The organism is Novosphingobium sp. TCA1, assembly GCF_009811895.1.
GTDB classification, from domain to species: Bacteria; Pseudomonadota; Alphaproteobacteria; order Sphingomonadales; family Sphingomonadaceae; genus Novosphingobium; species Novosphingobium panipatense_A.
On record NZ_BLJH01000006.1, the window covers coordinates 1 to 16754 of the forward strand.

15 protein-coding genes and 1 tRNA gene are annotated in these 16754 nt (G+C 64.2%); 7 read left to right on the forward strand and 9 right to left on the reverse strand.

What is annotated here, in order from left to right; genetic code table 11:
* Positions 1-137 precede the first annotated feature (137 nt).
* From NTCA1_RS09300 to NTCA1_RS09315, 4 genes are all read right to left on the reverse strand, one after another.
* Positions 138-479: a PilZ domain-containing protein gene (locus NTCA1_RS09300; RefSeq protein ID WP_236549205.1), complete on the reverse strand. Its 342-nt coding sequence runs from the start codon at positions 477-479 to the stop codon at positions 138-140.
* A gap of 84 nt (positions 480-563) precedes the next feature.
* Positions 564-752 carry a hypothetical protein gene (locus NTCA1_RS09305; RefSeq protein ID WP_159830186.1) on the reverse strand — a complete coding sequence of 63 codons (189 nt, stop codon included), beginning with the start codon at positions 750-752 and terminating at the stop codon, positions 564-566.
* Positions 752-5011 (reverse strand): translocation/assembly module TamB domain-containing protein, encoded by a 4260-nt coding sequence (locus NTCA1_RS09310; protein WP_159830188.1) that lies wholly within the window; start codon positions 5009-5011, stop codon positions 752-754. Before NTCA1_RS09310 ends, NTCA1_RS09305 begins: the two co-directional genes overlap by 1 nt.
* Positions 5011-7380 (reverse strand): BamA/TamA family outer membrane protein, encoded by a 2370-nt coding sequence (locus NTCA1_RS09315; protein ID WP_159830190.1) that lies wholly within the window; start codon positions 7378-7380, stop codon positions 5011-5013. The genes NTCA1_RS09310 and NTCA1_RS09315 overlap by 1 nt, the downstream gene beginning before the upstream one ends.
* 151 nt (positions 7381-7531) lie before the next feature.
* Here NTCA1_RS09315 and NTCA1_RS09320 point away from each other — a divergent pair, with 151 nt between their 5' ends.
* Positions 7532-8566 (forward strand): YihY/virulence factor BrkB family protein, encoded by a 1035-nt coding sequence (locus NTCA1_RS09320; RefSeq protein ID WP_159830192.1) that lies wholly within the window; start codon positions 7532-7534, stop codon positions 8564-8566.
* Between the two features lie 23 nt (positions 8567-8589).
* Here NTCA1_RS09320 and NTCA1_RS09325 read toward each other — a convergent pair whose 3' ends face one another.
* On the reverse strand, positions 8590-9429 hold the full coding sequence (locus NTCA1_RS09325; RefSeq protein WP_236549206.1) for a kinase: 840 nt from the start codon (positions 9427-9429) through the stop codon (positions 8590-8592).
* Positions 9430-9613: 184 nt separating this feature from the next.
* On the opposite strand from NTCA1_RS09325, the gene NTCA1_RS09330 reads away from it, so the two are divergent.
* The 4 genes from NTCA1_RS09330 (at position 9614) to ribH (ending at position 13141) form a co-directional block, all read left to right on the forward strand.
* Positions 9614-10441, forward strand: a complete 828-nt coding sequence (locus NTCA1_RS09330; RefSeq protein ID WP_159830194.1) for a coniferyl-alcohol dehydrogenase — start codon at positions 9614-9616, stop codon at positions 10439-10441.
* 108 nt (positions 10442-10549) lie between these two features.
* Positions 10550-11353, forward strand: coding sequence for a crotonase/enoyl-CoA hydratase family protein (locus tag NTCA1_RS09335; RefSeq protein WP_159830196.1), 804 nt, complete (start codon positions 10550-10552; stop codon positions 11351-11353).
* Between the two features lie 59 nt (positions 11354-11412).
* On the forward strand, positions 11413-12720 hold the full coding sequence (gene ribB / locus NTCA1_RS09340) for a 3,4-dihydroxy-2-butanone-4-phosphate synthase (RefSeq protein WP_086490601.1): 1308 nt from the start codon (positions 11413-11415) through the stop codon (positions 12718-12720).
* A 1-nt stretch (position 12721) separates the two neighbouring features.
* Complete coding sequence (ribH, locus tag NTCA1_RS09345) at positions 12722-13141, forward strand: 6,7-dimethyl-8-ribityllumazine synthase (RefSeq protein ID WP_086490602.1); 420 nt, start codon at positions 12722-12724, stop codon at positions 13139-13141.
* A gap of 57 nt (positions 13142-13198) precedes the next feature.
* Here ribH and NTCA1_RS09350 read toward each other — a convergent pair.
* From NTCA1_RS09350 to grxC, 4 genes are all read right to left on the reverse strand, one after another.
* Positions 13199-13275 (reverse strand) — tRNA-Arg (locus NTCA1_RS09350).
* A 58-nt stretch (positions 13276-13333) separates the two neighbouring features.
* The gene (locus NTCA1_RS09355; RefSeq protein WP_159830198.1) at positions 13334-13843 is read right to left on the reverse strand and encodes a DUF1178 family protein; all 510 of its coding nucleotides are present in this window, start codon (positions 13841-13843) and stop codon (positions 13334-13336) included.
* A gap of 6 nt (positions 13844-13849) precedes the next feature.
* Positions 13850-14677: a carbon-nitrogen hydrolase family protein gene (locus tag NTCA1_RS09360; protein WP_159830200.1), complete on the reverse strand. Its 828-nt coding sequence runs from the start codon at positions 14675-14677 to the stop codon at positions 13850-13852.
* A 5-nt stretch (positions 14678-14682) separates the two neighbouring features.
* On the reverse strand, positions 14683-14946 hold the full coding sequence (gene grxC, locus NTCA1_RS09365; RefSeq protein WP_086490604.1) for a glutaredoxin 3: 264 nt from the start codon (positions 14944-14946) through the stop codon (positions 14683-14685).
* A gap of 219 nt (positions 14947-15165) precedes the next feature.
* Here grxC and NTCA1_RS09370 point away from each other — a divergent pair, with 219 nt between their 5' ends.
* Both NTCA1_RS09370 and NTCA1_RS09375 read left to right on the forward strand, forming a co-directional pair.
* Positions 15166-15636, forward strand: a complete 471-nt coding sequence (locus NTCA1_RS09370) for an Hsp20 family protein (protein WP_133083873.1) — start codon at positions 15166-15168, stop codon at positions 15634-15636.
* 165 nt (positions 15637-15801) lie between these two features.
* Positions 15802-16737 (forward strand): AEC family transporter, encoded by a 936-nt coding sequence (locus NTCA1_RS09375; protein ID WP_159830202.1) that lies wholly within the window; start codon positions 15802-15804, stop codon positions 16735-16737.
* Positions 16738-16754 lie beyond the last annotated feature (17 nt).

Genomic DNA, 16754 nt, shown 5'->3' on the forward strand with positions numbered 1-16754 from the left:
TTGGTAGAGCAGCTGACTCTTAATCAGCGGGTCCTTGGTTCGAGCCCAAGTGCGTCCACCACCTTCCCCCTTGAAACATGATCTGTCCTGCTGGGCGTCCTGCGTCGCAGGCGGCTATCCTGCCATGCCGGGACCTCCTATGCCGGACCTCCGATGCCGGGCATGGCCCGCCGCATGACGGGAATGCCGTAAAGGCTCGCGATTCCGTCGATCTGCTCCTTGCCCAGCGGGGTGAGGAATTCCAGGCCGACGCGGTCTTCCTGGCTCCAGCGCACTTCCGCCTCGATTGCCTTCAGGTTCGCAATGCGCAGTGCCACGCGCTGATTCGGCTCGAAATTCTCGGCGCTGCCGACGATGCAGCAGCCGCCCTGGGAAATGTCGGAAAGCTCCACGCCGAAGACGTGCCAGCTCGACTTCCGGCAGCGCGCCTCCAGCAGCACGACATGGCGCGGATTGATCCTGCCGCAATCGTCTCGCACCTGCACTGCCTGCCCCTTTTGCCTGTAGAGGCGCAGAGGCCTAGCAGAGAGTGGTAAACCCGAGGTTGCCCTCCGACGCGAAATTCACGGCGCGGCATTCTCCGCAGGAGGAGTGCCCGTACCGGAGATCTGCGCATCTATCGCCTTGGCGCGCTGCTCGATCTTCTCGCTGGCCGCATCGTAGCGCTCTTCGAAGCTCGGCTCCTTGTGGCAGGCGGACAATGCCGCCGCGCCTGCCAACACGAAGAAAGCCCGCCTCATCACCCGAAGCATCAGTAGTCCTTCTTGATCCGCACGTTCAGGCTGTTGACGCCCGAGCCGCCCGCCTGGCTGAGAACGGAAAGCCACTTGGTCACGCTCACTTCGAGCTGCGTCGCGGTGAAGCCGCGCGCGTCGGTAATGAGTTCGACGTAGATGTCGTCCGTCAGGTACTGGCCCGCCGCAAGCGCCGTGCCGCGTCCGCTCGCCTCGTCGGGACTGAGGATGCGCAGGCGATCGATGCCCGCCGCCGAGCGCAGCTTGCCGAGCGGGTTGATGCCGCCGCCCGTCGCACGCAGCGAATTGAGCGAGGTTGCCAGTTGAACCGCCTGGATCGCCGAGAGGTTCTCGATCGAACTGCCGAAGAGGATGCGCGAGAGCACTTCATCCTGCGGCAGGCTCGGATCGGAACTGAACTCGATCTGCGGGTTGTAGGCACGGCCGGTGACCGCGACGGTCACATCCACGTCGTCGATCGTCTCGGTCGCGGTGATGGCCACGGTCGGATCGATGGTCTGGCCGCCGTTGAAGGAGATCAGGCCGTCCGACAGCTCGAACGATCGTCCGGCAAAGCCCAAAGTGCCGCGCACCAGCTTGACCTCACCGGCCATGCTGGGCGCCGAACTCGTTCCGCTGAGGCGGAAATCGGCGCTCCATTCCGATTCGAGGCCCATGCCCGAGACATAGAGCTTTTCGGGCGCCCGCAAGTGAAGGTCCAGCCTCACCGACGAGAAGGCGCTGGTGATCTGCGTTGCCGGTTCCTCGCCGGTCACGCGGGTCGGGCCGGAGCGCGGCTTGAAGCGCACCCCGGTAAGCTGGGGCACGTCCACGCCGCCCTGCCGGACGATCTCGTAGCGGGTTTCCGGCAGGCGCAGGTTCCCGGAAAGAAGCGGCGTCTCACCGGCCTTCTTGCTGAGATTGAGCGTTCCCGTCGCGCTGGCGGAGAGCGAGTTGCTGCGCGCCAGGCGGGCATTGTCCAGCTTGACGTTGAGGTCCATCGGATACCCGGCATCGGCAGCCAGGCTGAGCCGTCCATTCGCGCTGACCGTGCCGCTTCCGGCATTGGCATTGAGCGATGTGAGCTCGAACGAGTTGCCGCTGAACTTGCCGTCGAGCGTCATGTTGCTGAGGCGGGTGCCATAGGCCTGATACTCGTAAGTCAGGTCCTTGCCCTTCACCAGGCCGGTGATGCACGGGTCCGAGAGACGGCAGGAGAAGTCCGCAGCAAGACCGACCGAACCGGTCAGCGTCTGCCCCGGCTGTCCTGCGAAGGAAAACAGCGTGTCAGCCGGGCCGTTGTAGCGGATCCCGCCGCCCAGCGGCGCCTGCATGAGGCGGGTCATCCACGCGCCCTCGCCCGGCGGCAGGGGACGCAGACTGGCGACCAGCCTGCCGATCACGCTGCCCTGCTTGCGGAACACGGCCCGCGCCTCGCCCCCGTCGGGAAGCAGCTTGCCGACGAAGTTGATATCGACCGGCTGGCTTACCGTGCTGGAACTGGTGCGGGTGAAGTTCACAAGGCTCATGCGGGCATCGGCGCGCGGGAAAGCGGCTGCGTCCGTCTGTTCGAAGTCGAAGCTGCCGCTCGCCTTTCCGCCCAGGCCGTAACCCGGCACGAAAGCATTCACGAGCGCGACGTCCACATTCTCGAGCCGGCTCTGGATCTTCATCCCGGCGCCGTAGCTTCCGGCGATCTTGGCCGTGCCGGACCCGAAAGTGATGGTGGTCGGCAGAAGCTCGTAGCCGCCTTCCTTCGGCACGATCCGCGCAGGTGACTGCGTCTTGAGCGAAAGCCCGCGAACGCGGCCCTGCAAGGCGACCCGCCAGACTTCCGGCGTGAGATCGGCATTGAGGCCTACGCGGAAGGGCACGCCGCTGACGCCTTCGATCAAGCCCTTGGCCTTGCCCCGGCCGTCGCGATAATCCACCAGCACGCGCGCTGCCGCGATATCCACTGCCCCGAAGGACGTCCCTGCCAGTTGGGCGTCGGCAACAACGCTGGGCTTGTCGTAGAGGACTGCGCGGCCGTCGATGATGGCCGAGCCGATGGTCAGCTTGGCCGGACCGGGGAACACCGCGTCCTTGCCTCGCAAATTGAAGTCCACGGCCTGGTACTTGCCCTCGGCATCGAGACGCAGCGCACCGCCGATGCCATTGCCGTTGGCGGTCAGTTGCCCGGCGAACGGCCCTGCCTTGGTCTGGACCAGACGACCCGCGAAATCGACGCCCGAGAGATTGGCGCTGTTGATGTCCACCGACATCTGATTGCCCAGCCCCAGCGACACGTCGGCCTTGAGCGGGCCGTAGTCGGTGTCGCTGGTCAGGTCGAAGCGGTAGCCGCCCCTTATCCCGGTGATCCGCGCGTCAAGGTTCGCAAGGCCGATCCCGAAGCCGGGACGCTCGGCGGTGACATGGGCGTCGGGATTGGCGATCGTGCCGGTCACGCGCACGCCGATGGCGCCGTAGCGATTGGAACTTCCGCGTGCTGCAAGGGAGATGCGGCCATTGGGAGACCAACTCCCCTGCCCGCCGCTGACCTTGAGGTCGGGCGCGTTCAGTTGCAGCGAGGAGAACCGCACGACCCCGTCGGAACCATAGCGGACCCGCGACGACGCCGCGAAATTGCCGCCCAGGTAAGTCTGGAGGCTCTCGTTGAGCAGCCTGGTGGAGCGCGCGCGCACCGTACCTTCCAGGGCGAAGCCATTACCTTCGCTCTTCAGGTCCATATTGGTGCGAATATTGAAGATGCCGACGCTATCGAGCCGGTAATTGTCGATCTTGCCATCGACAGCGCCGGTATAAAGTCCCTTGCTCAGATCGGCGACAAGGATCAGCCCGGCATCGATGCGATCCGAACGCAGCCGCATATTGTCGGACAGGATGCGCGTTCCATCGATGGCCAGGTCGCCGTCCAGTCGGACATTGTCCAACCGCCCGCCTGCGACCGTGTCCAGGCCGGTGATGCGCTGGACGCGTGCGCTGACCGGGATCAGGATCTTGTCCGCATCGACCCGCGCCGCGCCGCTGGCGCTCAGACGCTCCAGCCCCATGTCGTTCATCACTACGCGCGCGGCATTGATCCGATAGGCGACCTTCGGCGTCGTGAAGGCGCCGTCGAGGGCAAGGGAAGCGGTCAGGCCGGAACCGCTGAGGTTCGGCGCGATGGCAGCGGGCTTCAGCAGGGCGAAGTCGAGCTTGAAATCCTCGAAGCTGTTGGCCGAAAGATCGACGATACCGTTAGGCGTGAGCGTGAAGGCATCGCTCCAGATCCGTCCGGTCACCTGCGCACGCCGCTTGTCGAGCGCCGCCTTGATGTCGAGGTTGGTGATCGGCCCGAGCAGGCTCGCCGTGGGTCCGGTCATGAGGCGCGCCACCTGGGTGGGGCCCTTGATCATGAAAGTTCCGTCGCGCGCGGCAAGATCCAGCTTGGCCAGTTCGCCGCCGCCAAGGCTGGCGTCCAGCTTGCCGTTCCACGCCTTCCAGTCGCCCTTGCCGCCCAGCTTGAGCTTGAGCGGCTGCTTGAGCCCGCCGAGCGCCGCGATCACGCCGCCGGTCGGCGCGTCGAGGTCGACATCTATGGCGAGGCGATTTCGGGAAGGCACGGCATCGAGCAGGAGGTTGAAGCGATCTCCGCCTTCCTTGCCCTCGATAGCGATCGTGCCGCCCTTTGCGGCGACTTGCGCGCGGCCATCGGAAATGTGCGCGCTACCGTCTATCGTGACGATGCGGCGATTGCCGGAAACGGGCGGTTCGGAGATGAAACGGTCGATCCGCAGCTCGCCCACGTCGATGTCGATATCCGGCAGGAGCGGTGCATCGCTGGGCGGTGTCGGCTTGAACTTCGGCACCCGGCGCAGGATAATCCGCTGGGCGGTGGCGCTGCGCACATCGACATGGTTGCTGAGATAGGCGAAGGGCCGCCAATCGACGTCGATTTCCGGCGAGAACAGGAACTCACCCTGAGGATCGCTGACCGAGAGGTCGCGAAGGGTCATCTTGTTGTACAGCGAGCCTTCGATGCGGCCCACCTTGATCCGCATGCCGTTCTCGAACTGCAATCCGGCGATCTGTTCGGCCACGAAGCGGTGGCCCGGCCCGGTATCGATACCGAAGATCACCGCGGCAACCAAGATGACGGCGCCGAGCACGAGGCCCACCACCGTCTTGAGCGCACGTATGCGGGCACGCCGCCAGAGCGAGGGTTTTGACTTTTGCGCGCCGGTTTCGGCGGTTTCAGGCTCGTCGGCCGGGATCATGGTGTCATCGTCCGACATCAGAAGGCCTGTCCGATCGAAACATAGAGATTGAAGCGCGATTCACCCGGCTGGCGATTGACCGGCGTGGCGATGTCGAGGCGGACAGGCCCGAAATTGGTGTAGAAACGGCCGCCGATACCGACGCCGTAACGCAAGTTGTTGAACTGCGGCATCGTCTCCCGATAGGCCTGTCCCGCATCGACGAAAGCGACGACGCCGTAGTTGCCGAAGCGATAGCGTGCCTCTACCGAGCCTTCGTTGAGGCTGCGCCCGCCGACGGCCGTGCCGTCCGGTGCCTGTTCGCCTAGCGCCTGGTAGGAATAGCCGCGCACCGAGCCGCCGCCGCCCGCATAGAGGCGGCGCGAAGGCGCGATGTCGAACAGGCCCGCGCCCTGGATCGTGCCGAAGCGGACCCGCCCGGCGAGAACGAGACCGTCCGAAACCGGATAATAGGCCGATGCATCTATGCGCGCGCGGACATAGGGATCGAACCCGTTGCGAACGGTGGCTTCCGGCTGGATCAGCGTGGTCAGGCGGTAACCCCTGGTGGGATCGAGCAGGCTGTCGGTCTGATCGAGGCCGATCTGGCCATTGACGCCCGCCACGTAATAGAGCTTGCGGTCGCGGTCGCCGGTCGTGCGGTTGTAGTCGGTTTCCGCCGTGGCCAGCATTTCGACGCCGAAGGCATAAGTATACTTCTTTTGCCAGATCGGGGTGGAATCGCGGGCGACGCGCGCGGCTATGCGGCCGGTATAGGCGCTGTAGGCATCGTAATCGTTGTGGAACGCCTCGGCCACGACCTCGAAAGTCCGGTCGCGCTTGCCGGCATTGGAGCGGCGGAACGTGACGCCGGCACCCTGTTGCCGCGTACCGGCGATGGCCTTGGCGATCAGCGCACCTTCCGGCGGCCACATGTTGCGATGGGTCCAGGTCGCCTGCGCGGTAACGCCCTCGCCCGTAGCATAGCCCACGGACCCTGCGATTGTGCGCGGCGGCCCTGCGTCCTGCTGCACGTGCAGCGTGACATATTCGGTATCGTCCGGCGCGGGTTCGCCGGTCTTGCGCGGTTCGACGGCGACGGTGGAGAACAGGCTCGTGGCAACGAGCGCCTTGCGCAGATCGTCCACCTTGCGGCTGTCATAGAGATCGCCGCGCTTGAAGCGGGCGAGAACGCCGATGTGCTCGGCGTCGAAAGCCTGGTCTCCGGCCGTGGTGAAACCGCCGAACCGGCTTCGCGGCCCCACGTCCACGGGAAGAGTGTAGACGCCTTCGCCGCTATCCTCGTCAAGCAGGATGTCGCGATCGCCGACTTTGGCAAACGCGTAGCCGTTCTCGGGAAGAGCCAGCGCGACTTGCGCCTCGGCGCCCTGAACGCGCTCGGCAATGATCGGCTCTCCGACCTTGAGCGACAGGTTCCTGGCGATGAGATCGGACGGAACGGTAGGATCGGCCTTCACCACGATGTCGGAGAAGGAATAGCGCTTGCCGGGCACGACCTTGATCACCGCCACAAGCGGAGCGCCTTCGCTCCCTTCGGGCGCCCGCTCCACGCGGGTGGTGACGATGGGCGAGTACCAGCCTTCGGATGCCAGCACCGTCTGCATCAGGGTGGCGTCTTCGCTCAGGCGGGCGTTGACCATGGCAAGGTTCGCGGCTTTCCCATCCCCCTTCTTCAGCGCCGAGTGAGAGCGGAATTCGCTCTTCAGATCCGTTCCGGTATCGTCGTCGGCGCCATCGAGCCCGTCGATGCGGGTCTGATAGGCGATCTCGACATCCTTTTCGTCGTCCTTTTTCTGCTCCGCGAACTGGACCGGGGTGACTTCGAACTGGTCGATCGACGGCAACGGCGCGTTCAGCTCCGCATCGCGCACCGGGGCATCGCCTACCGCTTCGTTCGTATCGCCATCCGACAGCGCCGGATCCCCCAGGGGCGCGGCCTGCCCTTCAGCCGGTTTGGGATCCGTCTGCCCGCTCGCCATACGGCGCTCGAAGTCCTCGATGGATTCGAGCGGCTTGCCGATCTCGGGATCATCCTGCGAATCGAGTGCGGGAATGGCCCTGTTGAACTCGTCGTCGGGAATGACCGGCTTCACTTCGGGCAAGACGACATCGGCAGGCGGTGCCGGAACGACGAGCTTGCCCGCCTGAACCGGGTCGCTCCCGGTATCCGCAGCGGAAGCGTCCGTGTCCGATGCAGGCTGGTTTGTTGCTGTCTGGCCGCTCGATGTCTGGCCGGTCGGGGCGGCCTGCACCGATGCCTGCGCGTCCTTGTCCTGCGCATGGGCAGGTGCGGAAGTACAGGCCAGCAGTATGGAAAGAGTGGCAAGTCCCGCACCGTCGCGCAGCGAAAGGGAACAAGCCGGCTTCTGATCGATTAGCCAAGGCATGAGCAGCGCGATGTAAACCCCCTGTCGAGAATGGGCAACAGGCCCCCTCGTGGAATACCCTATCGCATTGCAACAGCGAAAGTTCCCTGCCGCAAGTGGGTAAGCGATGAAATCCGACGAAGGAACAGCGACGTCAACCGCCAAGGACGAGATGTCTACACAGTCCGTGCCAAATCAGCCCGGAACGGACGCAAATGCGCCCTGGAATATCCCCGGCCGTGCCTGGTGGAAGATCCTGAAGCGCGTCTACGTGATGAGCGGCTTCCACGAACTGGGCCTGCTGGCGGGCGGCCTCGCGTTCTACTGCTTCCTCGCGCTGACACCGCTGATCGGCGCCACCGTGATGATCTACGGCCTGATCGGCAATGTGGAATCGGTCCATTCGCAGATGCAGAGCATCGTCGAAGTGGTCCCACCCGAAGTCGCGCGCATGCTGGAACAGCAATTGCTCCAGATCGTCACCACCAGTCGCGGCGTTACCGGTTTCGCGCTGCTGATCGCCCTGTTCTTCGCGATCTTCGGCGGCATGCGCGCTGCCAACGGCATGATGAGCGCGCTCAACATCATCAATGAGGAGCGCGAGACCCGCGGCACCATCGCGCTTACCCTGCGCGCCGTGGGGCTTACCGTTTCCGCCGTGCTCATCGCGCTGACCGGGGTACTGTCGGGCGGCGTCTTCGCCTGGCTCCAGACCCAGACCAGCGTGTTCCTGGGCGATGCCACGGCGGTGCTCTTCAAGTGGCTGACCTGGCTGGCCGCCGTTGCGCTGGGAAGCGCAGGTTTCGCGCTGATCATGCGCTACGGACCGGATCGGCGCCCCGCGAAATGGCGATGGCTGGCCCCCGGTTCGCTGCTGGCCACCCTGCTGTGGATCGCGGTTTCCTTCGGTTTTTCGCTCTATGTGGCCTATATCAGCGACTACAACGCGACTTACGGATCGCTCTCGGCCATCGTCGTTTTCCTGATGTGGCTCTATCTCTCGGCCTACGGCGTATTGCTCGGCGCCCTCGTCAATGCCGAGATCGAGCGGCAGACCTTTTGCGACACGACCACAGGCCCTACGCTTCCGGCCGGAGAACGCGGCGCCGTACTGGCCGACCTGATCGACAACCGCGTCCCTTCCGCATCAGACCTTGAGCGCCACAAGCGGCGCCGGGCAGAGCAAGTGCGGCATCAGGCCGACTAGATATCAGGCCGAGTGGAACAGGATTAGCGGATTTCGAGAACGCGCCTCTTCTCGTCCAGTCGCACCAGCAGATCTGCGCGTGCGGGCATTTCCGCGAGGATCCACCGCGTCAGCCGCTCGTAATGGGCAATGAAACGGGCGACGGCCTGCTCGTCCATGCGCCGCGTTCCCGCATCGCTCGGCGCAAGCCCGCGTTCCTGTTCCAGCCTCCAACCGTGAACCACTTCGAAGCCTGGTGCCGCCAGCAATATCAGCCGGTCGATCCGCGCGAAGAGACGCTGATAGGAATCGCCCAGGGTATCGTTGACGATGCTGCGCCAGCGCCCATCCGGGTCTTCCGACGCTTCCAGAAAATTGACCGGCTGCGGCAATTCGCTGCCCGGCTGCGGAAATGCGCCCACGCACCAGCCTTCGAACAGAAGCACCTCACATCCCGGTGCCACGATCGGCCAGTCCCCCTCAGGAATGCGATCGTCGCGCAACTTGTCGAACCTTGGCAGCGCCGCCGGTAACCCGCCTTCAAGGATGTCGAGAACTTCAAGCCCCAAGGCGATGTCATGGGTGCCCGGCACACCGCGTGTCGCAAAAAGAGGATGAAGACTCCGCCCAAGGTCCGCGCGCTCGTCGTGGGTCAAGTAGAGATCGTCGAGCGACAGGATGGCCGCATGCCGTTTCTCCCGGGAGCAATGCTGCATGACTTCGGCTGCCAGAGTGGACTTGCCCGACCCTTGCGCGCCGCACAGTCCGATGACCACCGGTCGATGACGATACTTGCCCAAGGCCGAGCGGATCTGCTCCATCACGGCCTCGACCAGACGGGGATCCAGTTGCGGATCGCTGCGAAGACTGTCGTCGCGTCTCATCAAGCCTCTTTCTTCGGAACCGGCGATCCTGGCAAGCAGGCCCTTGCGCATCGCGCCTGCGATCAGCCTTCGGCGCTGTTGAAGCGACCGTGGCTCTGTGACTAGCTAAGGATCGCACGAAGCGGGATCGGCGCGAACGCCCGCCCACCCCAACGGGGCCCGCAGGAGAGGAAGGACAGCAAGCATGGACGACGTTCTGGGATACCGCGGTAAACGCGTCATCGTGAGTGGGTGCTTTTCGGGGATGGGAGAGGCTACAGCGCGGATGCTGGTCGATCTCGGCGCGGAAGTACACGGCTTCGACTTCAGGGAAAGTTCGGTGCCGATGGCCTCGTTCACGCAGATCGACTTGCGTGATCCGTCGACGATCGAAGCCGCCGCGACCAAGGTCGGCGGCAGGATCGACGCCCTGTTCAACTGTGCGGGCCTTCCCGGTGGCGGCGGTTTCCCGGCGATCGACGTCATGAAAGTGAACTTCCTCGGCACCCGCCACCTTACCGACACCGTCGTGCCCATGATGGAACCGGGCGGCGCGATCGTCTCGATCGCCTCTACCGGCGGGCTCGGTTGGAGCCGACGCATTCCCGTCCATATGCAGATTCTTGCCACGCAGGGCTTCGACGCGGGCCTGGCCTGGTGCGAAGCCAATCTCGACCAGGTCGCCGAAGGCTATGCCTTTTCCAAGGAAGCGGTAATCGTCTGGACCCAGTTCATGGGGGCGCAGCTGATCAAGAAGGGCATCCGCATCAACTGCTCGCTGCCCTCCCCGACCCAGACGCCGATGATGGCGACTTTCCATGCCACTTCCGGCAAGGAGATCGTCGATGCCGCCGCTGAACCGCTCGGCCGCTATACCACGCCCGAGGAACAGGCCGGACCGCTGGTGCTGATCAACTCCAGGCTGGCCGGTGTGGTCAATGGCATCGTCATGCCGGTCGATGGCGGCTTCATGGGCGGACTTGCCACAGGGCAGGTGGATATCTCCAAGATGATGGGCAAGCAGGCGGCCTGATACCTGTCGACGAAACGAAGGGGGCTGGACCGAGTGACGTCCGGCCCCTTTTACCTATGCGTCAACCTGCTAAGGCATGTGCCGGAAAACGGAGAAGGACCTGGCAGCATGGACGACGCGGTACTCTACGAGATCGACGGTGATGGCATCGTCACCCTCACCCTCAATCGCCCGGACATGCGCAACCCGATCTCCGACCCCGAAGTGATCGAAGGGCTGCTCGGTGCTCTCGAAAGGCTGGAAAGCGATCCGGCGGCGCGGGTCGCCATCCTGACCGGTGCAGGCAAGGGTTTCTCGTCCGGCGGCAATATCAACGAGATGAAGCCCGGCGGCAATGTCAACGGCGGCGTGCCGACCCGTACCCGCGTCAATTACAAGCGCGGCATCCAGCGCCTCCCGCTCGCCTTTGCCGCGCTGGAAGTGCCGGTGATCGCCGCCGTGAACGGTGCGGCGGCCGGTGCAGGCTGCGACCTCACCTGCATGTGCGACTTGCGCATCGCCGGCGAAAGCGCCCGCTTCGCCGAGAGCTTCGTGAAGATCGGACTTATCGCCGGCGACGGCGGCTCCTGGCTGCTGCCCCGCGTCGTCGGCTGGTCGAAGGCTGCCGAGATGGCGCTGACCGGCGACATGATCGATGCCGCCGAGGCGCTCGCCTGCGGTCTCGTCTCCAAGGTCGTGCCGGATCACCTGCTCATGGACGAGGCGCGCGCCCTTGCCCGCCGCATCGCCGCAAACCCGCCGCACGCGGTGAGAATGACCAAGCGCCTGCTCTGGGAGGGGCGCCGCAGCGATCTGCCTACCCTGCTCGAAATGGCCGCCGCCATGCAGTCCGCGGCCCATACGACGGACGACCACGCCGAAGCCGTCGAGGCTTTCTTCGAAAAGCGCAAGCCGGTGTTCAAGGGATCTTGAATTTCGATGTGATCGGCGCATATGGCGATCACATCGAAATGTGAAAATGGATTGTACCCATGGCTGGTAATGTAATCGAGCAAGTCCGCAGGCTCGTCAACGAGGGCGGCATGAGCAAGGCCGGTCTCGCCCGCGCCGCAGGGCTTCACGCCAATACGCTGCGCGACTGCACCGAAGCCGACTGGAATCCCACCGCCGAAACCCTGACCAAGCTGGAACGCTTCCTGCTTTCCAACGACGACAGGCCGGTTCTCGTCCCGATCGAGGAGATCATCGACGAGGCCCGCAACGGCCGCATGTTCATCCTCGTCGATGACGAGGATCGCGAGAACGAGGGCGATCTCGTAATCCCGGCGCAGATGGCGACGCCCCAGGCGATCAACTTCATGGCCACCCATGGACGCGGCCTGATCTGCCTTACGCTCACCAGCCAGCGCGTGGAGGAACTCGGCCTCGACCTGATGAGCCGCCATAACGGCACGCGCCACGAGACAGCCTTCACCATCTCGATCGAGGCCCGCGAAGGCGTGACCACCGGCATTTCGGCGGGCGACCGCGCACGCACCATCTCGGTCGCGATCGACGGCACCAAGACCAAGGCCGATATCGTCACGCCCGGCCATGTCTTCCCCTTGCGCGCCCGCGACGGCGGCGTGCTGGTCCGCACCGGCCATACCGAGGCGGCGGTGGACATCTCGCGCCTTGCCGGTCTCAACCCTTCCGGCGTGATCTGCGAGATCATGAAGGACGACGGCACCATGGCGCGCATGGACGACCTGATCGCCTTCGCCCGCATCCATGACCTCAAGATCGGCACGATCCGCGACCTGATCGCCTATCGTCGCAAGCACGACCGCATGGTCGAAAAGAAGAACGAGATCACTTTCCAGAGCCGCTACGGCGGCCAATGGCTGGCCCGCAGCTATTTCAACAAGGCGACGGGCGAAGAGACGATGGCGCTCATCAAGGGCCGGATCGACCCTGCCAAGCCGACGCTCGTGCGCATGCATACCCTGTCGATGTTCGTCGACGTGCTGGGCGAGGAATCCACCGATCGCGGCGACCTGCTGCACCGCTCGATGGAAATGATCGCCGAGGAAGGCACCGGCGTGATCGTCGTCATCAACCGCCAGGCCACCGGTTCGATCTCGCGGGTCATGGATATCAAGCACCAGGTTCGCGCCGGTGAAACGCCGGACCTTGAGGAACTGCGCGATTATGGGGTAGGCGCCCAGATCCTTGCCGAGTTGGGCATCCACGACATGATCCTGCTCACCAATACCCATCATTCGCTTGTCGCGCTGGAAGGCTACGGGCTTAACATCGCAGGCGAGCGCCCCATCACTGCTTCTGAAGGAGCCAACTGACATGGCCCGTTTCCTTATCGTCGAAGCCCGCTTCTACGACCACCTCAACGACAAGCTGATCGCAGGCGCCAAGGCCGCGCTCAAGGCTGCCGGACACCAGGCGGAAGTCATCACCGTTCCCGGCGCGCTGGAGATCCCCGCCGCGATCTCGCTGGCCGATGCGACCGGCGACTATGACGGCTACGTCGCGATCGGCGTGGTCATTCGCGGCGAAACCTACCATTTCGAGATCGTCGCAGGCGAATCCGCGCGCGGCATCATGGCGCTGACGATGGACGGCATTCCCATCGGCAACGGCATCCTGACGGTCGAGAACGAGGAGCAGGCCCTCGTCCGCGCCGAACCGTCGCAAAAGGACAAGGGCGGCGAAGCGGCAAAGGCGGCCGTTGCGCTCTACGACCTCAAGGAAAAGTTCGGCTGAGCCCGTCTCAAGGCTAAAAACAAAAATGCCCGCGATTCCGCGGGCATTTTTTATGGATGGTGCGCCCGACGGGATTCGAACCCATGGCCCCCAGATTAGGAATCTGGTGCTCTATCCGGCTGAGCTACGGGCGCACTCGAGGGGCCTCCTAGCTTGGCGCGCGATACTTGGCAATCGTTCGATGGAGCCGTTTCAATTGGCCTTTTCGGGGGGAACGATCGGGAACGGCAAAGGCGCAACGGCGATGCCTTCCTCGATGAGTTCCTTCGCCTGCTCGGGCGTCGCGCGGCCATGGATGGATTCGCTGTCGCGCTCGCCATAGTGCATGGCCCTGGCATCCTCCACGAAGCTGTCGCCCACGAAGCGACTGGATTTCAAAGCCTCCGCCTGCATCACCGCCAGTTTCTGAAGCACTTCCACGGCCTGCGGCGGAAGTTCGACCGGCGGCGGGGCTGGCAGGTCAGCGCTCGGCGGCGATGAGGGAATTTTGGCCGGAAGCGGGCCTGCGGCAGATTCGGAACGCTGGTTGCCCTTGCGCCCCAGGCGCGGGGCCTGGACGGCCTTGAACACCTCGGCCGATCCGCACTGCGGACATGCCAGAAGGCCGCGCTCCTGTTGCCGCGCGTAATCGTCGGAGGACTTGAACCAGCCCTCGAAACGGTGCTGCGCGGAACGGCATTCGAGATCAAAGACGATGGGCATCGCGGCCTATTTGGCGATATCGCGGCGATTGGCAAGACTGGGCAATTGCGCCCGCACTTCAGCAATGCGAGCGAGGTCGATATCCACGAAACCCAGCCCAGCACTATCGCCGCCAAGATCGAGCAGCACTTCGCCCCAGGGATCGACCGCAAGCGAATGGCCGTAGGTTTCGCGCCCGTCCTCGTGATGGCCGACTTGTGCCGCACTCAGCACGAAAGCGCTCGCCTCGACCGCGCGGGCGCGCTGCATGAGATGCCAGTGCGCGCGGCCGGTCGGGACGGTAAACGCCGCAGGCACCGCGATCACATCGCATTTCTGCCGCCCCAGCGTCTCGAACAGTGCAGGGAACCGCACGTCGTAGCAGATCGCCAGACCGAGACGGCCGAGCGGTGTCTCCACCGTGACGGCCCGGTCTCCCGGCGCATAGGCATTCGATTCCCGCCAGGATTCGCCGGAGGCGAGATCGACGTCGAACATGTGGATCTTGTCGTAACGCGCACGGATCTCGCCGCTATCGTCGATCACGAAAGCGCGGTTGGCATAGCGGGCATCGCCCCCTTCGCCGTCCGGGCGCACCGCCAGCGAGCCGACATGGATCCAGATCCCTTCGCGCGCCGCCGCCTCCCGCGCGGCGGCAAGCACGCGATCATCGGCTTCGGTGACGATGTTCGCGGCGGCCCGTTCCCGCTTGCGATCGAGCAGGCCGGACATCTCGGGCGTGAACAACATGGCCGCGCCGCCCGCGCCGGCCTCGCGCGCGGCGTTCACGATCGCGGCGGCATTGACTTCGGGCGAAATCCCCGACGTCATCTGGAACAGTGCGGCGCGGCTCATGGCCATCAGAGCCCGAGAACCGGATCGAGCTTGCCCGCCCGGTTCAGGGCATTGATGTCGTCGAACCCGCCGTAAGGCGTTCCATCGACTAGTACTTGCGGAACCGTGCGCGCACCGGGAACGCGTTCGAGCATTTCCTCGCGCTTCGGGCCGCCCATCGTGATGTCGTATTCCTCATAGGATACGCCCTTATCGTCCAGCAGCGACTTGGCCATGGTGCAGTAAGGGCAGCCCCACTTGGTGTAGATTTCCACTTTGGGCTGGCTCATCGAACTCTTCCTTCTTCTTTTGGCGACATCGAAACCCGATACCGAAACCCGACACCGAAACAGGGCGCTCGCGGCGCTTCGGCGCAGGCCTTGAAACGCCGGGCGGCTATCATATCTAGGTATTCGAGTCATGGCCCGCCAAGGGCATGGCTCGGGAACGGGGCGCCGGAAATGCCGGGCCCCGATCGCACGAAGATTGCTCATTGGAGGATTTTTGTCATGAACCGTATCGATTTTTCGCCCTATCGCCGCACCATGGTCGGTTTCGACCGCCTGTTCGACATGATCGAGAACCAGGGCCGCGCAAACCCGGGCGACAAGTACCCCCCCTTCAATATCGAACGCCGCGGCGCCGATGCCTATCGCATCACTCTGGCGGTCGCGGGCTTCAAGCCGGCCGATATCGATATCACAGCGCAGGCGAACCTGCTGGTGGTCAAGGGACACAAGCCCGAAGAACCCAGCGAAGGCGAAATGCTGCATGTCGGCATCGCCCAGCGCGGTTTCGAGCGCCGCTTCGAACTTGCCGATTACGTCCGCGTCGATGCCGCCGACCTTGCCGACGGACTTCTGATCATCGACCTCGTGCGCGAAGTGCCTGAGGCGATGAAGCCCAAGAAGATCGCGATCGGCGGCAATACGCTGACCGTGGTGGAAGGCAGCGCCGGAGACGATTCGGCCGCAGCCTGACAGGCCTAATCACTAACATGATGGAGCGGTCCGGGAATGCCCGGGCCGCTCTTTTTGCTGGAATGTTGCGTGACACGCGGCAAACGCGACCAAAAGAGAGATGGACTGGACGAACCGGGCGTCTAAGCCGCAAGCTTTGCCAAGCAAGCGGGCCGCATTTCTCTCATGTTATCCATCCTGTCGGTCGTCCTGCCGATCTTCGCATTGACCCTTGTCGGCTGGCTGTCGCGGCGCGCCGGGATCTTCGGTCCGCGATCGACGACGGAACTGAACCGCTTCGTCGTCTACCTTGCCCTGCCCGCGCTGCTGTTCGACATTGTTGCCAAGGCGGATGCGGCGCAGCTCTGGCAGCCCGGTTTCATCGCCGTCTTCGGTATTGGCACTTTCTTCTTCTTCGCCCTCACCGTGCTGATTAGCCGCATGGGCGGAGCGGAGATCGGAAATGCCGCGATCCATGGGCTGAACGGCGCCTATTCCAACACCGCTTTCCTCGGATTTCCCCTCCTGCTGGCAACGCTGGGCCCCGCCTCACAGACGCTCACCCTGATCGCCACCATCAACACCGTGTGCATGCTTTTCGCCGTTGCCATCGTGCTGATCGAATTCGGCAACCAGGCCGGCGCCAGCCCATTGACCATCCTTCTGCGGGTATCCCAGGCGTTGCTGCGAAATCCGCTGGTCCTTGCGCCGCTGCTCGGCGCAATAGTGATGTTCAGCGGCGTGGGCGTCGCGGAGCCTCTCGACGCCTTTCTGAAGCTGCTGGGATCCGCCGCCAGCCCCTGCGCGCTCGTATGCCTCGGCATGTTCCTCGCCGAACCTCGCGAAGCGGAAAGCGGCGGTGGGGGAAAGACCGCCCTGCTCGTGGCCCTGAAGCTCTTCGCCTATCCCGCGCTGACATTCGCGCTGGCGTACTGGGTCTTCCCGCTGGCCAAACCGCTGCGCAACGCGGCAGTCCTGCTCGCCGCGCTGCCGACTGGAACAGGCCCCTTCATGCTCGCGGAATTCCATCGGCGCGAAGGCGCTCTTACTGCCAAGGTGATCCTGATCTCGACGATACTTTCCGTCGGAACGATCACGCTCCTCCTCACCGCGATCGGCTGATCGAGACGAAAAAGGGG

Coding starts and splice junctions, on each gene's coding strand:
- NTCA1_RS09335 (WP_159830196.1), top strand. CDS start 10,550: ATGGACGACGCGGTACTCTACGAGATCGACGGTGATGGCATCGTCACC.
- NTCA1_RS09355 (WP_159830198.1), bottom strand. CDS start 13,843: ATGCCCATCGTCTTTGATCTCGAATGCCGTTCCGCGCAGCACCGTTTC.
- NTCA1_RS09330 (WP_159830194.1), top strand. CDS start 9,614: ATGGACGACGTTCTGGGATACCGCGGTAAACGCGTCATCGTGAGTGGG.
- ribB (WP_086490601.1), top strand. CDS start 11,413: ATGGCTGGTAATGTAATCGAGCAAGTCCGCAGGCTCGTCAACGAGGGC.
- grxC (WP_086490604.1), bottom strand. CDS start 14,946: ATGAGCCAGCCCAAAGTGGAAATCTACACCAAGTGGGGCTGCCCTTAC.
- NTCA1_RS09320 (WP_159830192.1), top strand. CDS start 7,532: ATGTCTACACAGTCCGTGCCAAATCAGCCCGGAACGGACGCAAATGCG.
- NTCA1_RS09360 (WP_159830200.1), bottom strand. CDS start 14,677: ATGAGCCGCGCCGCACTGTTCCAGATGACGTCGGGGATTTCGCCCGAA.
- NTCA1_RS09370 (WP_133083873.1), top strand. CDS start 15,166: ATGAACCGTATCGATTTTTCGCCCTATCGCCGCACCATGGTCGGTTTC.
- NTCA1_RS09325 (WP_236549206.1), bottom strand. CDS start 9,429: ATGAGACGCGACGACAGTCTTCGCAGCGATCCGCAACTGGATCCCCGT.
- NTCA1_RS09310 (WP_159830188.1), bottom strand. CDS start 5,011: ATGTCGGACGATGACACCATGATCCCGGCCGACGAGCCTGAAACCGCC.
- NTCA1_RS09375 (WP_159830202.1), top strand. CDS start 15,802: ATGTTATCCATCCTGTCGGTCGTCCTGCCGATCTTCGCATTGACCCTT.
- NTCA1_RS09305 (WP_159830186.1), bottom strand. CDS start 752: ATGCTTCGGGTGATGAGGCGGGCTTTCTTCGTGTTGGCAGGCGCGGCG.
- NTCA1_RS09315 (WP_159830190.1), bottom strand. CDS start 7,380: ATGCCTTGGCTAATCGATCAGAAGCCGGCTTGTTCCCTTTCGCTGCGC.
- ribH (WP_086490602.1), top strand. CDS start 12,722: ATGGCCCGTTTCCTTATCGTCGAAGCCCGCTTCTACGACCACCTCAAC.